This window comes from Campylobacter jejuni, from assembly GCF_001457695.1.
Taxonomy (GTDB): domain Bacteria; phylum Campylobacterota; class Campylobacteria; order Campylobacterales; family Campylobacteraceae; genus Campylobacter_D; species Campylobacter_D jejuni.
The window spans coordinates 974,851-991,173 of record NZ_LN831025.1 but is presented as its reverse complement, the minus strand read 5'-3'; the positions used below and the strand labels follow the sequence as shown (position 1 = coordinate 991,173).

Sequence of the window (16,323 nt, the reverse complement as noted above, 5' to 3'; positions counted from 1 at the left end):
CTTATCATCAATCTCAACTTCTAAATCTTTGTATTTGTTGTAAAATTTAGGAGCTAAGATTTCATTAATTAGGATTTTTATAACTTTAAAAACTTCTTGTAATTCTTATTGTATCTTTTAACTTTTTACATATTCTAGGTATTTGTTGTTGCTTGCTGCCTTTGTTGCGTCTATTTTTCACATAATTTCAGACGATATTCTTGTATAATCTGCTTGTTTTTAGAAATATATAAAAAATTATTAAAAATATTGTATTCATAAATACCATTTTTAAAAACATATCCTTTAAAATTCATATTTACATCACTAATAGACTTACCGTTTAAGACAATATATTTTCCATTATTTTTATTGACACCCACATATACAACCTTATCACAAGTTATATTACCCTCTGGACATAGATTTAAAATTTTTATCCAAAACTTTTCATTTTCATAGGTACATTGCTCTAGTGGAGTAAAATCCTCTTGTGCTAACAAATAAGTACTAAAAAATAAAAACAATAATATATTTTTAAAAATTACCATTTTTCATAACCTCCTTGAGTGTAAAGCTTTATTCAGCATTTCTCCTATTAATTAGTCCCTGCATTACTTTATTTTGACTTTTGTTCCATGCCATCCAAGCTTCCTTTAATGTTTTGTAACCCGTTTTCTCTGCATTGATGATTTTAGCAACAAAAGAGTTTTTAAAATTATCAATCCCTATATTAAAACATAATATAACCAAGGCATCAAATTCATTCTGTGCCAAGGAAGAGTTTATTGAATTTTTTACAGCATTTTCAAAGGGTAACAAATCGCTTTTAAACAATTTATCCGCTTCTTGTAAAGTAATACCATTTTTATACAAATCCCATTCATTTTGCCCTATAAGATGTCCATATCCGATAGTTGCACCTTTAACATATGAAGTAATTTCTTTTCCATTTTGATCATTATAAGGTTTGAGTCTTAGCTTCTCTATATTTTTTAAAAGATTTTGACCATCATTGCTTAGATGAGTGATTTTTTCTTGAGTATTGTTTTCACTAGAACTTATATTATTGCTTTTTGTAGTGTTTGTGTATTTTGTGCCATTATTTATATTTACATCTTTATTTTCTTTTATTTTGTTTTCACTAACCCCATTTACCACCACAAATTTACCAACATAAAGCTCTTGTTTTCTATCTTCATCTTCTAAGATTTCATCTAGTCAAGGTGATAGAATGAAAAATATAAAAAGATTTTAGTGCTATTATCACCAATAATTTTAATTATATTATTTTATACCCCTTTTTATATCCTAGCTATTGGGAATTTAGAAGGTTATGTAAATTAAATAATTATCCAAAAAGTGAGGAAAAATATAATAGAATCTTAGCTTATTTTTGATAAGAGTTTAGATGGTAGTATAGGAAAAAATGGTTATGCAAAAATAGGTTATAGTAATAGAATAGATTTAGGTATATATATTTATTATAAGAATCCAAATAACAAAACATTAACTTTTAAAAATATTAATAAAATATATTTTAGACCAATATGGAAAAACTATGCACCAAATATTTATGGTAATGAGGGTAATATGGATTTTAGATTAAAGCTTGACGGTGAAATAGATTGCAGAAGCTTATTAGGAGAATTATATGGATAATAAACAACAAATCAATAAACTAAGGGACATGGCAGAACTTGCACAGGCAAGTTATGGATATTTTCATTATGCTGATAATAAATTTGATATAAAAGATGAAGATAAAATTGTTACCTTTGAAAATGTTTTAGATATTACCTATAAAAACTCTAAAATTATTGATGAAAGAGGATTTAAAATCGGCAAACTCGATGGCGACTTCTCCCCACTCCAAGCTAAACAATTCTTTTCTCGCTATGATTTATTAATCCATCAACCAAATACAGAGTCAAGCTTTTCTGCTACTTTGTTTTATGATAAACAAAAAGATAAATTTATAGCGGGATTTAGAGGGACGGAAACTGATAATTTTATTGACTTGGTTCAAGACATAGCTCAAGACATAACTCTATCCCTCAATGGCAATATCCAATCTTCTTTTCTTTTAGAATTTTTAGAACAAGTAAATAAAATAATCAAAAACAAACACAAAAGAATTATATTTGTAGGACATTCATTGGGTGGGTATTTAGCTCAAATGGCTTTGATATATTGCGATATTAAATATAAAGACAAATTATCTTTTAGCCCTAATGAAGTTTATACTTTTAATGCCCCTAGTGTTTATGGTTGGAATGGTTCCTAGTGTAGTTATATTTTAATTTTTAAAAAAGTAGAATAATTTTATTAAAAATATTAAAAAGGAAAATAAATGGGTCTATTGAAAAAAATATACATTGCTTGGGGGGGGGTATTTTGGGGAATTATTTTTTTGTTTAGTTCTTTATATGCTTATTTTAGTGATATAGAATTTTTTGGTGATATGTTAAAGATTGCATTTTTTATATATTCTTATCCATTGTTACCTTACATATCATATTTAACACTACAAGAAACTATTAAATCCAAAAATATTTTTCTTTATTTTTCTTTATCTCGGGAGGATTTTTTAATTATGTAATAACATTAGGTATTTATACAATATTATTTTTAATAATATCTATTAAATTTAGAAAAGAACTTTCTTATTATTTTTCTTTATTATTTTGTATTTTTTTATACATTTTTTGTATCTTTTTATTTTTTAAAATTAACAATCTCAAAAATTATGCTAAACTTGTATAGATTGGTTTTTTTGATTTTTTAATAATAATTTAAATTTCAACAAAAAAGGGAAGTAGTGTGATAATACTAAAAAATCTATATATTATTTGGATTATAATTTGGGGATTTGGGGCTATTTTAGGTTATTATATGGGATATGATGCAACTTTTACTAAAATGTTCTTTTTTCTTGTTATACTTTATCTTTTTCCATTATTGCCTTATTTTTATTATTTGATTTATAAAAAAGCAAGAAAAACAAAAAATACATTTGTTGCTATTTGTTGCTACTATTGATTAATAGAAATAATAGTAATTTTGAGCTGTGCTTAATTATTATTGTGATACATATTATAATATTTGCAATAATTTATTTAATTAAAAGAAATAAAAATGAAAACTCAAATCAATAATTTAAAAGATTATGCAGAACTTGCATGGGCTAGTTATTTTTATTTTGATTTTTTAAATACTAGAAATATATTTGAGTTAGATTTTAATCAAGAAAAAATTCAAGAAGAAAATTCTCTTAGAGGCTATAGAGAAATAAAGGTAAATTTAGAACATGTTGTCAGTCAAAAACATAAAGATAAAAAAGTATTGATTGATTTAAGACAAGATGATGCTTGGCAATCAAAAATGTTAAATTTCTTTGATGAAAAGACAAATTTTGATAAACTAAACGGAGAATTTGGAGAATTACAGACTAAAAATTTCATTCAAAGATATGAGGTTCAATTTCATCAGCCTAACACTACAAGTGGCTTTTCTGCTGCTTTGTTCTATGATACACACAAAGATGGTTTCGTGGTGTGGTTTAGGGAAACAGAATGCGGATTCTAAAAATACTTTATATTTGTTGGATTATATTATGTGTTGTAGGTTGGTTTATATCTCCTATTGTTGGACATAATCCAAATAGGGTTGAGGAGTTTTTTATAATGCTTGGTTGGATAGTCTTTCCACTAATGATAGCCAATCTATGGCTTTTTGGAATAACAAGAATTAAAAAATATTTAAGGAATTTTTTAATATTGTTTTTATATTACCCTTTGGCATTTGCTCTGTTTTTGGTGCTAAATTAACTTTAGGAGACTAAATGAAAGAATTAATCAACAATCTAAGAGACTATGCCGAGTTGGCCCAAGCAAGTTATTTTAACTTTATGTATATCAATAACGATGAGCGAGAAATGGATAGTTATAAAATAGGGCAAAATAGATTCCCTAAAGATAAAGACAATATAGAAAATTTAGAATATACAAAGACCTTATCTAAAAAATATAAAGATTATTTTATTTATGATGATTCCATTGCACTATATCCGACACTTAATGGAGAATTTGGGGAGATTCAAGCTAAAAACTTTGCTAAAAAATATGAGATTAAATTCCACCAACCAAATACGGCTTCTGGCTTTAGTGCTACTTTGTTTTATGATAAAGAAAAAGATAAGTTTGTAGTAGGGTTTAGGGGGACAGAGGGACTTTGGAGTATGGATACTTTGGCGGATATAGGGCTTACCTTTGGTAAGGGCGATTTTCAACTTAATGCTTTAAAGCAATTTTTATTAGACATAGCACCTATTTTAAACAAAGTAGATTCAAATAATATTATTTTTATAGGGCATTCTTTAGGCGGATATTTAGCAGTTATAGCAATGCAATTTTGCGATACTATTGATAGGAGCTTAAATACACAATTTAATGCAATCAAATTTATGGCATCGCAAGTCTATACTTTTAATTCTCCTGCTATTGATGAGATTGATAATATGCTAATGCGGGCTTTGGCAGCATTATTAGATAAAAATATTATGGAGCAAGTCTTAAATCCTCAAAAAGTATATTGTGTCTATGACAGCGGTGGTATAAATATCATCGCTTCTGCTCAATATGGCTCACACAATAGACTGCCTATCTATACGGGTAAAGATTCTCACTCCATAATCCCCCTAACTCAAACTCTTTACTTCTACTCCTATCTTTTAGAATTAGATGCTAACCATAACAAAGTCAAAGATAAAAGTTTTAGTGAGTGTATAGAGTATCTTAATCATTTTATGAAAAATATTCAAATATATACAGAAACTTTTGTGTTAAAAAATAATACTACTAATAAAAATAGCTCTTTTGGGTTCAATAAAAACCATCCAGAAAAGATTAACCACTTTGAGTATTCTCTTTCATTAATAGCCACTATAATGCAAGAAACAAATGGTATTTTAGAAGAGCTTGGAGATAATTATTATGCAAGCTATAAAGCTCCTACCATTAGTCAAACAAAAATCATAGATTTTATTTTAAAGGCGCAAGAAAAAGAAAAATATATTTTAATTCTTGATAAAAATGATTTTAATAAATACAGAAAAGATTGTTCCTTTATTAATAATCAAGAAAACTTAGCTCATAAAATTGCCATTGGGGAATTTAGAATTTTTATTGTGGTTTATAAAGATATGAAATGTCTTGAAAATATTAATAATATAACAAAAATATACGGATATAATTCAAAAAGTTATAAAATAAAAGATCAAATTTGGGATGAGCAATATTTAGGTGGAGTTTGTAAAATATCACAAGCTTTATATTTTAATGGAAAAGCTAAAATAGGTATTATTTAGGAAAATTATGATAGGTAAAGACTTTTTATATTCTATTCATAAAGATAAAAAAAGTATTTATTTGTTTTGTGAAAATAAAAGCATAATTGATTGTCAAAGTATTTATGATGAACTTTATAAATTAGAAGCAACGACAGATTTTACTTTTGAAGAACTTCAAAACTACCAAGCTTATATCTTCCTAAACTCCACTCTCCTTACAGGCTCAAATGAACTTCCTAATAATCCTTTTTACTTTGGAGAATTAGATCAAGATAATACTATAAAACAAGATACACCTAGTTATTATTTTTCTCCTAGTAATGAATTCAAATGCAAATCATAAAGGATAAAATAATATATGAAAACAAGCCAAATATATGAAACTTTATAAATATGCTAGAATGTGCTGGACTAGGTATTCTATAAATTTAAATGAGAACATGCTTAAGGAATTTCTAAAAAAATATAAAAACAATAGGATGAAATAATGGATGAAGAACTTTTTTGGGAAAACATTGTTCCAGTAGGACATATTAATGAAGAAACTTTAAAGAGCCAAATTTATATTAATAATATAAATTTTAGCACTTTACAATATGATGAAACAGTGTTACCTACAGAATTAGAGTGTTGTTATAATGAATTTAAATACTATCAAAAAAGCAATAATGAAATAGCAACACTAGGTTGGGCTATTAGCTATCAACTTCAAGTATTGTGGCAAAATAGCCCTAAGATAGATACAATACAAAATTATCATCTCCCCGTAAAACAAAATAAGCCTAATAATCCCCAAGCAGAACAAAGACTAAAAGAAATACAAAATTTCTTACAAAGTAAAGGTATAGAACCTCTTATTTTACATTATACCCCTTATCCAAACAACACACAAACCCAAGAGATGAAAAGACTAAGGCAAAATTCAGAGCGTTTTTCGCACCATGTAGATAATAAAACAAATGAAGTAAGAGAAGAAAGGCGTTCTATTAAATTTTACACTACGCTAGATTGGGATAAGTTTTATTCTCATTTTCCTATAATAAAAAGACTAAGTAAAAAATTTCATACAAAAGAAGACATATACACTCAAAATTTTACAAAGCAAATAGAAATAATCTTACAAAAAACTCATAATATTTTGATATTAAAAAATTTGCCTCAAGGAGAATATAAATTTGATTTTGCGATCGATATAAAAGAAAATCGAAGCGATAAAAATGAAGAATCTTATTTCATCATTAAAGAAAATGATGAAATTTCAAAAGATTATAAACGCATTTTAGACTGTAAGCCCTATGAGCTTGATACTTTAAATTGTCAATATATAGGTGTGGGTGATGATGAGTTTTTCAGACAAATTTGGCAAAATTTAGGTATAAATATTGCAGAGAAATTTAAGGTAGATTTTTCTTATGCTAGACTTGATAAATTTATTTTTGCGACATCGCCATTTGGACTTACTTATAATACATATGAGACTTTAGAGCAAACTTATGATGAACTCATGCAAGATCTATCTCTTTATGCTTGTAGTGGTAAATTTTCTTTTAATTTTGTTCCTTCAAAATTAAGCATTAAAAAAGAAATTCAAGGAGATAGAGAAAAGGTATCATACCGCGTTGATGAAATGCTTGTTTATGTTTATGATAGCTTTGATTTTTTAGATCAAGGACATGAATTTGATGATAAGGGAAATTTTATCAAGCTAGGACAACCTGTTGGAGCTTGGGATTTTAATACGAAAACTTTTAGCATAGAAGGTTCTTTATATCAAATGGCAACTTATAGAGAATGGCTTGAATGGGAAATAGATGGATATAAAATTGATTGTTCAATAAGCCCTCAAAGAATTCTGCAATCTCCAAAAACCAAACAATACTATCTTTACAATCAAGATTATCAAGACTATCAAAAATTCACTCCTTATGGTTTGGACTTTAAACTTTATAGTAAAGATTTTATCACTAAACTTGATTTTAAAGATGAAGCTTATAATGTGCTTTATAATACAGGAGTTTAAATGGGAGAAGATATTATACTTTCTATTTTTTGGGGTTTATTTGGATTTATTCTTGCTTTTACTAATATAAAATTTTATCTTACAACTTTAAGTGTTCTTGTTGTCTTTTCTATTTTAAATTATTGGATTAAAATTAACATAAAAGAATTTGTAAAATCTTATTTTTTAATATCTTTTATTATCTTTTTTATGGCTATTGTTATCATATTTTATCTTAGCTATGATCTTGAATTTTATAAATCGCTTGTATTACTTGATCCTCCAGAAATTGAAAAATTATCACCGCAAGAATATAGAGTGCGTAATTATTTTAAATTTTTAACCTTTGCAACTATGTTTTTTTTAGTAATCACATTTATCATATTTCCTTGTTTATTACAAGCTTATTTATTTAAATGTTATAGCACAGGAGAAAAACGCAAAAAATTAAGTTGGCTTATAGGGTTTGTGTGTAATATCTTTTTATTAATTGCGAGTGTGTATGTGGTATATGAAAATCTTTAAAGACTATCAAAAATTCACTCCTTATGGTTTGGATTTTAGACTTTATAGTAAAGATTTTATCACTAAGCTTGATTTTAAAGATAAAGCTTATAATGTGCTTTATAATACAGGAGTTTAAATGGGAGAAGATATTACATTTTCTATTTTTTGGGGTTTGGTAGGATTTATTTTTAGGCTTGTTGCTATTGATACAATACTTTATATTACAGCCTTAAGCGTTCTTATTGCCTTTTCTATTATAAATTATTGGATGAGAATTAACATAAAAGAATTTTTAAAATCTTATTTTTCAATATATTTTATTATCTTTTTTACAGCTATTATTATCATATTTTATCTTAGCTATGATCTTGAAACTTATAGAGGATATGTAATGCTCGGTCCTCCAGAAGCTGAAGAATTATCACCACAAGAATATATAGTATATAAGTGTTCTAAATTTTTAATCTTTATAAATTTTATTTTTTTTACAATCACATTTATTATACTTCCTTGTTTATTACAAGCTTATTTTTTTAAATGTTATAGCACAGGAGAAAAACACAAAAAATTAAGTTGGTTTATAGGGTTTGTGTGTAATATTATTATATTAATTGCGAGTGTGTATGTGGTATATGAAAATCTTTAAAGACTATCAAAAATTCACTCCTTATGGTTTGGATTTTAGACTTTATAGTAAAGATTTTATCACTAAGCTTGATTTTAAAAATAAAGCTTATAATGTGCTTTATAATACAGGAGTTTAAATGGGAGATAGTATTGCACTTTCTATTGGCTGGGGTTTGATTTTGTTTATTGCTAGTTTTGCTACTGTAAGAATTTATCTTATAACTTTAAGTATTCTTATTGCCTTTTCTATTTTAAATTATTGGATGAGAATTAACATAAAAGAATTTGTAAAATCTTATTTTTTAATATCTTTTATTATCTTTTTTATGGCTATTGTTATCATATTTTATCTTACTTATGATCTTGAAACCTCTAGAGGGCTTGTATTACTTGGTCCTCCAGAAATTGAAAAATTATCACCACAAGAGTATAAAGCGTATAATTATTTTGGATTTTTAAGTGGTATCACCATTGTCTTTTTAGCGATCACTTTTTTTATACTTCCTTGTTTATTACAGGCTTATTTATTTAAATGCCATAGTACAGGAGAAAAATGCAAAAAATTAAGTTGGTTTATAGGGTTTGTGTGTAATGTTCCTATATTGATCTCAAGTGTTTATGTGATATATGAAAATCTTTAAAGACTATCAAAAATTTAATATATTTGATATAATATTCATTTATCTTAAATATTTAGAAAAAAATGGATAGAGAATTATTTATAACAAGGCTTGCTTTTATAAACAATGATGAAATAGACACAATAGATAAAAATTCATCCATAGCATACTTAAAAGCCTTATATCAATGTGAAAATTCCATAGCTATAAATTATAATCAAGAAGAGCTTTTCACCCAAGCTACCGCTATAAACAATCTAGGCTATAATTCTACTTTCACAAAAATCTTCATCCTAGATAAAGAAAAGCTCAATGATACCTATCTTGATGCTAGAAAAAGGCTTTATAAATCTATCAATACTTTAAAAGAAAAAAGAAATGAAAAAATAAAAGATATCCAAGACTATTTAAATAAAGAAATTTCCTTACAAGATAATCTAAATAATCAAAGCTTTAATACTAAGGAAAATGATGTTAATTTTAAACGAAGTATTTAACATAGAGCAATTTTATGATAAAAATACCAATACCATAGTATTAAAGACAAATAATATAAAAATCATATTCTTAGATAAAGTAAATTTACAAGATTTGCAAGATAATTCTAACAATACTTCTTTCATCTCTATGTCAAATTTGATCCATATTTATGATAATCATTGTGATATTTTTGCAAAAGATAGAAGTGTTTTGGATATAAAGGACATAGAAGAAAAATATCAAATAGATTTTAAAAGTTTAGATATAAAAATCTTCCTAAACTCCACCCTCCTTACAGGCTCAAATGAACTTCCTAATAATCCTTTTTACTTTGGAGAATTAGATCAAGATAATACTATAAAACAAGATACACCTAGTTATTATTTTTCTCCTAAAGATGAAAGCAGTGGCAAAGGAAGACTTAGCATCTTTTATAAAAATGATGAACTTTGCTTGCTTAATTATTCTATTATAGAAAATTCTTTAAATATCAAATTAGAATGTTTAAGCAAACAAAGCTTAGAGTATAAAGACTTAATTTCAAACACTTTAAAAGAACAAAAAACCACACAAGTAGATAAAAAACAAGCTATAGCTAAACTTCATGCTCTTTTAGAAAATCAAAACCTAGAATGTATCCATGGAGGTAAAGTCATACTTAAATCAAACAAAGGAAAAACTTTTAAAGATGATGGTGTGCCTATAATGCTAGAAAGTGATTTATTAAACTCTAGTATAGTAGCTTGTCCTAATACTATAGCAGGTGTAAGTGTTCCTTGTACTAAAGTTGTTAATGTAAAAGGATCCTTATCTCAAAAGAAAGTCAATAATGAATATGTAATCTTACAAGAACTCATCTCAGCTTGTAAAACAGATAAAGGCTTTGCTTTAAAAGTAAGCTTTACTCCTACTAAGTTTAAATTTGATCACAGCTTTGATCCTAAAGAGGGCTTAGGAGAACAAAGTAAAAATCAAATAGAGTTAAAAGAGCCTATAATAAGACTTCATTATAAAAGTGATAGATTTCAAAAAGATAATTTACCTATCTATAATCTTTTAATCAATAATGAAAAAAAAGAACAAAATAAGGCTTTAAATGAATTTAATATAGATTTAAAAGATTTAAAAGATATAGAGGATATAAATATTCTTAATCAATTCAAACAAGACTTTAGTAAAGATTATGAATTTAAAGAATTAAATCTTAGCTTTGATACTAATTTAATCAAACTTTATTTTATTATCCCAAAAAACATTGCTAAAGTTTATAAAAGTGCTTATAAGGAATTTGAAAATAAAGATTTAGGAGTAGGGTATTTTACACAGCTACATGAGTATGATAAAATCATCAAAAATTCCCTAGAAGATAATAAAGAATTAAATGAATATCATTTTAGTTTTTTAGCTCCTGCAAAAATGCAAAATTTAAAACTTCAAATCGCACAAGGACTAGATGAAATCTTAGAAGATGAAGATAGAAAACAAGAGCTTTATGTTTGTAAATTTGTGGTGGTAAATGGGGTTAGTGAAAACAATACTCAAGAAATTATCCCTGATAATGTTATAAGAATACAAACACAAGATGGCAGTGGGGAGTTTATTGAGATAGTATTTCCTAGTCAATTAGAACTCAATGATAAACCTTTGGAAGATGTGAGTTATACATTTGTTCCGGCTTTAAGAGGGATAAAGCAATTTTTTAAAGATACTGAGTATTTAAAACCCAGAACATTGACTAAAGATGAAGTGTTGCAGATAGTAGATAAACTGCCAAAAAATGTTCGAGATAAACGCAGGAGAATAGTTGAAAATAAAGAGGAATTAGACAAATTATGGAAAAAGTTAACTAAAAATTCTGAAGAGTTTGAAAATAAAGTAGATAAAAAATACGGACAGCCGATTTATATGAGAAAACTAGATGATCAAACTATTATACAATATAAGAAAACTTCTAAAAGCGGGGGTGAGACCATAGAGATAAATTCCAATAAGCCAAGAGGAAATCTTAAAACAATACATATAGAAAATGGGATAAAAAATGAAATATAGGTATATAAAATGGGATGAAAACGAAAAGTGTGCTATTTTTTTTCCTGATATAGATTTTGATATATGGAAAAAAACCCAGCTTTTAGAGAATGATTATGCTAATCCAACTTTAATTATATCATCTCATTTAAAAGATAAGGTCGGTATTTTAGAACTATTTGAATATTATATTTTGCTTATTTGTGGAAAAAGCATGGGTGTCTCAAGATGGGAATGTAATAATTTAATTTTATTAGATACTTACAGCATCGATAATATTAGCAGTCCATTTTATTTAAATACACCCAAACCTACCTATATAAGTGAATATATTAATGTCTTGGGGCAACTTTTTCTAGCAGGTTATATAGATTTTGGATCTTATTGTGATGAAGATAGAAATAAAATAGATTATCCCTCAAACTTATCTTATTATAAAGAAGATAAATATCAAGCTTGGATATATTTTAGAGATAATTTCTTTTATCAAGACAAATTTATTAGAGATTTGGACGATCCTGAAACATTAGACGAGGGTGGATATAGTCTTATTTTAAATGATGTTTCTTGGGATACACCACAATATTGGTCACAATACAATATCTGGATAGCAACAACCCCAAAAGGCACAAAATACTTCCAAGAAATCTTAGCTCCTAAATTTTACAACAAATACAAAGATTTAGAAGTTGAGATTGATGATAAGGGTAATGTGCTTAGGTGGATAGGAGAGATTAATAGAGAGACAAAAAATATTAGCAAATAAAAAATGATATAATAATGCTTTATATAAGGAATCTTTTATGTTTATAAGTTCTAAAACAGAGTTAATTCAAACTATTAAAAATTTAACAATCAACAATAAAGAAGTTAAACAGATTGATTTTATTTATCCTAATTTTTCTATTCTACACGCTATATTAAAAAATATTGATTTTCATCAAAGAAAAATGCTATCTAAAAATCAAATATTGACTATGGAAATACTAGAAATTTTAAAACAAACTTGCGATAATCACAATAATATAGAAATAAATATCCATACCCTTAATGAGCTTGATGCTGGACAAAATGTAAATTTAAAAGATTTATCAAGCAGTGAAATTTGCACTAAAGTTTATTTAGAAGACTTAGAAGAAGAAATTCAAGACAAGAAACAAGGTAAAGATTTTAATCTTTTTTATCATACAGATAAAAATAATCTTTGTATCGAATTTATCAATACTTTAAAAGAACTAGCCAAAGATTCTGAAGATATAACAACCTTAGACGAGTTAATCGAAAACATTGATCCTGATGATATAAGCAGTGAGAAATTTGATGATTTTAAGAAAAAAGTTTTAGAAAAGATTGGAAATGTCATAGAATCGGATTTTTTCAAAAATAGCATAAGTCCCACTTTAAAAAATACTTATGAAAAATTTATCAATGAGTTGTTAGAACACATTAAAAAACTTGCCGAAGAAAAAGAATATGAAAAAATTAAAATCATACTAAGTGCTATAGCGGGTGTTGCAATAGCCACAGTGGTAGCTGTTCTTACAGGTGGGGCAGGATTAGCTATTTTGGCTGCTGGTTTATTTTCTTTAATGGGTTCTGCAAGCGAGTATTATGAATTTGCTCAAAGAGATTATGGCACACTTTTAACGCCTTTAGCCGCATTTTTAGCCACTAGATGTGCTATGTTTATTCATTATATTAATTCTCGCTTGTTATCTTGTGTTTTAATTATTGATAAAAAAGAAATTATTGATTTAAGTGGTTTTGGATTATATCTTGGAAGTGATGAAAGCAATATCGCTTCGAATTTGGCTTATAAAATCACTTTAAGCGAAGAAATAAAAAGCATTGAAAATATTTTTAGTGAAATCTTTTTAAACTCAGAACAAAAAGACAAGGGGTATAAAAATACACCCAATGATTCAAAATCGAGCAATTTACCCGCTTTCATTTCAACGCAAAAATTATCTAATTTGTATTTAAAAAACAATGCTATTTTAAAGAATTTGCAAGAAGATATTAAACAATTTATTTATTTTTCCTATATAGAAAGTCCAAATTTTAACTCAAGTAAACTAGCTGAATTTTTCGCACAAAAAAATCAAAATGCACAAATAGATTTAAATACAACTAAAATGAGTAAAAATTATTTGATTATTTCAAATATCCCCAATAAATACAATGCAGGACTTAGTGAAAGTTTAACTCAAGAAATCGCCAATTATAATATACAAGATAAATACAGAAGAATTAAAAAAAATATTGATACTTCAAAAAAAACTTATGACAGCACAAGAGATTATAGCGAATATAGCATAGAAATGCCACAAGATGAAAATGAACCTTATATTTTACAATTAAGCCCTTTTGTGAAAATATCCAAAGAAGCTTATGAGAATAGTAAAAAAGCTTATGAAGATATGCAAAAGGTTTATAAATATTTAACAAATTTTGTTGCTACACCGCAGAAGCTACCAGAATTCGCAAAAACAGCTAAAGAAAAATTAGCAATATCAGAAAATGAGCCAATGATAGAAATAGTAAAAAAGACGGAAAATTTACGACATTGCGAACGAATAAACATTTTAGCTTATATTGACTACAATAAAAAAATAAATGATAAAAAATGGCTTCCTTATTTTTATATCAAAAAATTCTTTAAACAAAACGAAGCCAAAGAATCCATCATAGAAAAAGAAAAGAAGATAGCTCATCAATATTTAACTTTTTTGAAAAAAGAGTTTTTTGAAAAATCGGATAAATCTTCATTTGGGAACTATTCTTTAATGGAATGTTTATTCATTTCATTTGTCTTGTATCAAGCTAAGCTTATTTTTCCAAATATCAATTTGGATTTGAAAAAATATGGAGGCAGTAATTTTGTATATATAAAATACTTAGAGGAAACTTATGTTTTATGGACAGATGAATGTCCAATATATGTAAATAATGAGCCAACAAATATTACAGCATATGAAGTTGTATCGCAATTATTACAAATACTTGACAAAAAAGATTATTCTTTTGTGGAAAATGATAGTTCGATAACTATAGATGATTTTTTTAATGAATTATCAAAAGATTTAGATACAACAAATACATTAGATAAAAAAATAATCAAATTAAAGCAAATGTATCATTTAGATGAACAAAAATGCATTAAAGAATTTATGAATTTAGACGAAGAAACGCAACGAGCTTTTGTTGCATGGATGGATATAGAGAAACAAATATCAGATTTATCAAAGCTTTTGGAACAGATGTATGGAAAAGAATATTTAAATAAGGCAAAAGAACAAAAAACAAGTGAAATATTTACTTATGCAATGTTAAAAATTTTATTAAGTGCTAGTCCTTTTATCAGCTTTACAGCTCAAATGTTGTGGGATTTTAATTTTTTAAAAACAATAGAATATGTTATTCAAGCTTGTATTAAAATAAACAAAGAAGGATTTAAAGAATTTTTTAAAGAACAGCTTGGTATTTTTGCACCTCCAAAAAAGAATAGTATATATCATATACACATAAAATCTAATTTAATAATAAAAGCACGCTTGCAACAAATAGAAAAAGAATTAATTCATACTAAAATCCAAATGATTTTAGCACAAGAGATAAAATCCAATTTAATAATACAAAAAAATACATCCGGTTTAAATCTATTTATCACAAAGATAAAAGAATACTTTAATGAAAAACAAATTAAGATTTATTGGAGTGATAAATATATGAAGCAATTATTTATATACTCTAATCAAGAAAGCAATATATCTAAAATTGCTCTTATGCATAGCATAGATATACAAACTCAAAAATATACTATTTATACTTATGCTAAGCTAAATAAACTTGACCTTGCTTCTATTGTGACTGGAGAATTTGTGGGTATTTTTTTAAATTATCTCTTTCCAACAAATTTTAAAGCCCTACAAGAACAATATGAAAGCATTGTTTATCAGCTTTACACCTTTAAAGATGATTCTCCTTTAGCGGTTATAAGAGATCATTTTATAACTTATCCTTTTGCAATCAATTCGAAATTCATTAGCTTTGATTTAAAGAAAATTTTTTATGGCATAGATCTTTGCACAGGAGTTTTTGACACTCATTTTTCCTTTCATTATGAAATAGATCAAAAGCTTGAAGAAAATAAAGAATTTCTTTTAAAAAGACTTTTATCTTATTTGATTATTGATGAGAAAAGATCCGCTTTAAGGATAACAAAAGATGAAAATGAAACTATACAAGAAAGAGATGATTATACTTTTTTTAATCAAAGTTTAAATAGTATAGAACTCATTAAATCTGAAATTTATATCCTAAAAAATACTGCATTAGAAAAGTATTATAAAGAAGTTAATGATGAAATCAATTTAACAGCCATTCAAGCTTACAATGAAGCTTTACAAATTTTACAAGATTTTGCTAATGGAATTTACAATACAAGTAAAGATAAAACAGGAAGATATATAGAAGATAAAAATAAAACCAGAAGATTACTAGAAAAACTCAATATCATAGGACAAAACAATCTTAAGGCTATGTATATGGGGATAAATGAAAATAAAGAAAGCTTGAAAGCTATAGGCAAAAGAGAAAATAACACTAGCAAAGCAAGTGCAAATGCTGATATCACATCAGAAACAAAAACTCCGCCTAATTTCATAGGCAGACTAGCCACTACTATAATCATAGAAGATGGTTTATATATGGGATAAATTACGAAAGGATAA

The 16,323-nt window shown here is 26.4% G+C and carries 16 protein-coding genes; 14 read left to right on the top strand and 2 right to left on the bottom strand.

Features of this window, described 5'->3' with window-relative positions; translation table 11 throughout:
- Nucleotides 1-170: 170 nt before the first annotated feature.
- Together AT682_RS05125 and AT682_RS05120 are read right to left on the bottom strand one after the other, a co-directional pair.
- Complete coding sequence (locus tag AT682_RS05125; protein ID WP_002779560.1) at nt 171-530, bottom strand: hypothetical protein; 360 nt, start codon at nt 528-530, stop codon at nt 171-173.
- Nucleotides 531-558: 28 nt separating this feature from the next.
- Nucleotides 559-1,140 carry a lysozyme gene (locus tag AT682_RS05120; protein ID WP_197634167.1) on the bottom strand — a complete coding sequence of 194 codons (582 nt, stop codon included), beginning with the start codon at nt 1,138-1,140 and terminating at the stop codon, nt 559-561.
- Nucleotides 1,141-1,633: 493 nt separating this feature from the next.
- Between AT682_RS05120 and AT682_RS05115 the strand changes: the two genes are divergently transcribed.
- The 14 genes from AT682_RS05115 to AT682_RS05045 all read left to right on the top strand — a co-directional run bounded on the left by AT682_RS05115 (nt 1,634) and on the right by AT682_RS05045 (nt 16,308).
- Complete coding sequence (locus AT682_RS05115; protein WP_004307518.1) at nt 1,634-2,266, top strand: lipase family protein; 633 nt, start codon at nt 1,634-1,636, stop codon at nt 2,264-2,266.
- An 851-nt stretch (nt 2,267-3,117) separates the two neighbouring features.
- Nucleotides 3,118-3,567 carry a hypothetical protein gene (locus tag AT682_RS05100; protein WP_002883537.1) on the top strand — a complete coding sequence of 150 codons (450 nt, stop codon included), beginning with the start codon at nt 3,118-3,120 and terminating at the stop codon, nt 3,565-3,567.
- 256 nt (nt 3,568-3,823) lie between these two features.
- Entirely contained in the window at nt 3,824-5,347 is a 1,524-nt protein-coding gene (locus AT682_RS09405; RefSeq protein WP_002883539.1) for an alpha/beta hydrolase family protein, read from the top strand.
- Nucleotides 5,348-5,354: 7 nt separating this feature from the next.
- Entirely contained in the window at nt 5,355-5,672 is a 318-nt protein-coding gene (locus AT682_RS05085) for a hypothetical protein (protein ID WP_016818319.1), read from the top strand.
- 144 nt (nt 5,673-5,816) lie between these two features.
- Nucleotides 5,817-7,349, top strand: a complete 1,533-nt coding sequence (locus AT682_RS05080) for a DUF6402 family protein (RefSeq protein ID WP_016818320.1) — start codon at nt 5,817-5,819, stop codon at nt 7,347-7,349.
- Entirely contained in the window at nt 7,350-7,853 is a 504-nt protein-coding gene (locus AT682_RS05075) for a hypothetical protein (RefSeq protein WP_016818321.1), read from the top strand.
- Nucleotides 7,840-7,971: a hypothetical protein gene (locus AT682_RS09865; RefSeq protein WP_016818322.1), complete on the top strand. Its 132-nt coding sequence runs from the start codon at nt 7,840-7,842 to the stop codon at nt 7,969-7,971. The genes AT682_RS05075 and AT682_RS09865 overlap by 14 nt, the downstream gene beginning before the upstream one ends.
- Entirely contained in the window at nt 7,972-8,481 is a 510-nt protein-coding gene (locus tag AT682_RS05070; protein WP_052854259.1) for a hypothetical protein, read from the top strand.
- Nucleotides 8,468-8,599: a hypothetical protein gene (locus AT682_RS09860; RefSeq protein WP_016818323.1), complete on the top strand. Its 132-nt coding sequence runs from the start codon at nt 8,468-8,470 to the stop codon at nt 8,597-8,599. The genes AT682_RS05070 and AT682_RS09860 overlap by 14 nt, the downstream gene beginning before the upstream one ends.
- Nucleotides 8,600-9,103 carry a hypothetical protein gene (locus AT682_RS05065; RefSeq protein ID WP_016818324.1) on the top strand — a complete coding sequence of 168 codons (504 nt, stop codon included), beginning with the start codon at nt 8,600-8,602 and terminating at the stop codon, nt 9,101-9,103.
- 62 nt (nt 9,104-9,165) lie between these two features.
- Nucleotides 9,166-9,579: a hypothetical protein gene (locus tag AT682_RS05060; protein ID WP_002883939.1), complete on the top strand. Its 414-nt coding sequence runs from the start codon at nt 9,166-9,168 to the stop codon at nt 9,577-9,579.
- A gap of 436 nt (nt 9,580-10,015) precedes the next feature.
- Nucleotides 10,016-11,611: a hypothetical protein gene (locus AT682_RS05055; protein ID WP_058207868.1), complete on the top strand. Its 1,596-nt coding sequence runs from the start codon at nt 10,016-10,018 to the stop codon at nt 11,609-11,611.
- Entirely contained in the window at nt 11,601-12,356 is a 756-nt protein-coding gene (locus AT682_RS05050) for a hypothetical protein (RefSeq protein WP_052802512.1), read from the top strand. Before AT682_RS05055 ends, AT682_RS05050 begins: the two co-directional genes overlap by 11 nt.
- Before the next feature lie 37 nt (nt 12,357-12,393).
- Nucleotides 12,394-16,308 carry a hypothetical protein gene (locus AT682_RS05045; RefSeq protein ID WP_002883509.1) on the top strand — a complete coding sequence of 1,305 codons (3,915 nt, stop codon included), beginning with the start codon at nt 12,394-12,396 and terminating at the stop codon, nt 16,306-16,308.
- Nucleotides 16,309-16,323: the final 15 nt, after the last annotated feature.

What these genes read in the sequence shown, in the direction of transcription:
- AT682_RS05100 (WP_002883537.1), top strand. Translation starts at nt 3,118, where the DNA reads ATGAAAACTCAAATCAATAATTTAAAAGATTATGCAGAACTTGCATGG.
- AT682_RS05045 (WP_002883509.1), top strand. Translation starts at nt 12,394, where the DNA reads ATGTTTATAAGTTCTAAAACAGAGTTAATTCAAACTATTAAAAATTTA.
- AT682_RS05125 (WP_002779560.1), bottom strand. Translation starts at nt 530, where the DNA reads ATGGTAATTTTTAAAAATATATTATTGTTTTTATTTTTTAGTACTTAT.
- AT682_RS05115 (WP_004307518.1), top strand. Translation starts at nt 1,634, where the DNA reads ATGGATAATAAACAACAAATCAATAAACTAAGGGACATGGCAGAACTT.
- AT682_RS05070 (WP_052854259.1), top strand. Translation starts at nt 7,972, where the DNA reads ATGGGAGAAGATATTACATTTTCTATTTTTTGGGGTTTGGTAGGATTT.
- AT682_RS05065 (WP_016818324.1), top strand. Translation starts at nt 8,600, where the DNA reads ATGGGAGATAGTATTGCACTTTCTATTGGCTGGGGTTTGATTTTGTTT.
- AT682_RS09865 (WP_016818322.1), top strand. Translation starts at nt 7,840, where the DNA reads ATGAAAATCTTTAAAGACTATCAAAAATTCACTCCTTATGGTTTGGAT.
- AT682_RS05085 (WP_016818319.1), top strand. Translation starts at nt 5,355, where the DNA reads ATGATAGGTAAAGACTTTTTATATTCTATTCATAAAGATAAAAAAAGT.
- AT682_RS05080 (WP_016818320.1), top strand. Translation starts at nt 5,817, where the DNA reads ATGGATGAAGAACTTTTTTGGGAAAACATTGTTCCAGTAGGACATATT.
- AT682_RS05060 (WP_002883939.1), top strand. Translation starts at nt 9,166, where the DNA reads ATGGATAGAGAATTATTTATAACAAGGCTTGCTTTTATAAACAATGAT.
- AT682_RS05075 (WP_016818321.1), top strand. Translation starts at nt 7,350, where the DNA reads ATGGGAGAAGATATTATACTTTCTATTTTTTGGGGTTTATTTGGATTT.
- AT682_RS09860 (WP_016818323.1), top strand. Translation starts at nt 8,468, where the DNA reads ATGAAAATCTTTAAAGACTATCAAAAATTCACTCCTTATGGTTTGGAT.
- AT682_RS05050 (WP_052802512.1), top strand. Translation starts at nt 11,601, where the DNA reads ATGAAATATAGGTATATAAAATGGGATGAAAACGAAAAGTGTGCTATT.
- AT682_RS09405 (WP_002883539.1), top strand. Translation starts at nt 3,824, where the DNA reads ATGAAAGAATTAATCAACAATCTAAGAGACTATGCCGAGTTGGCCCAA.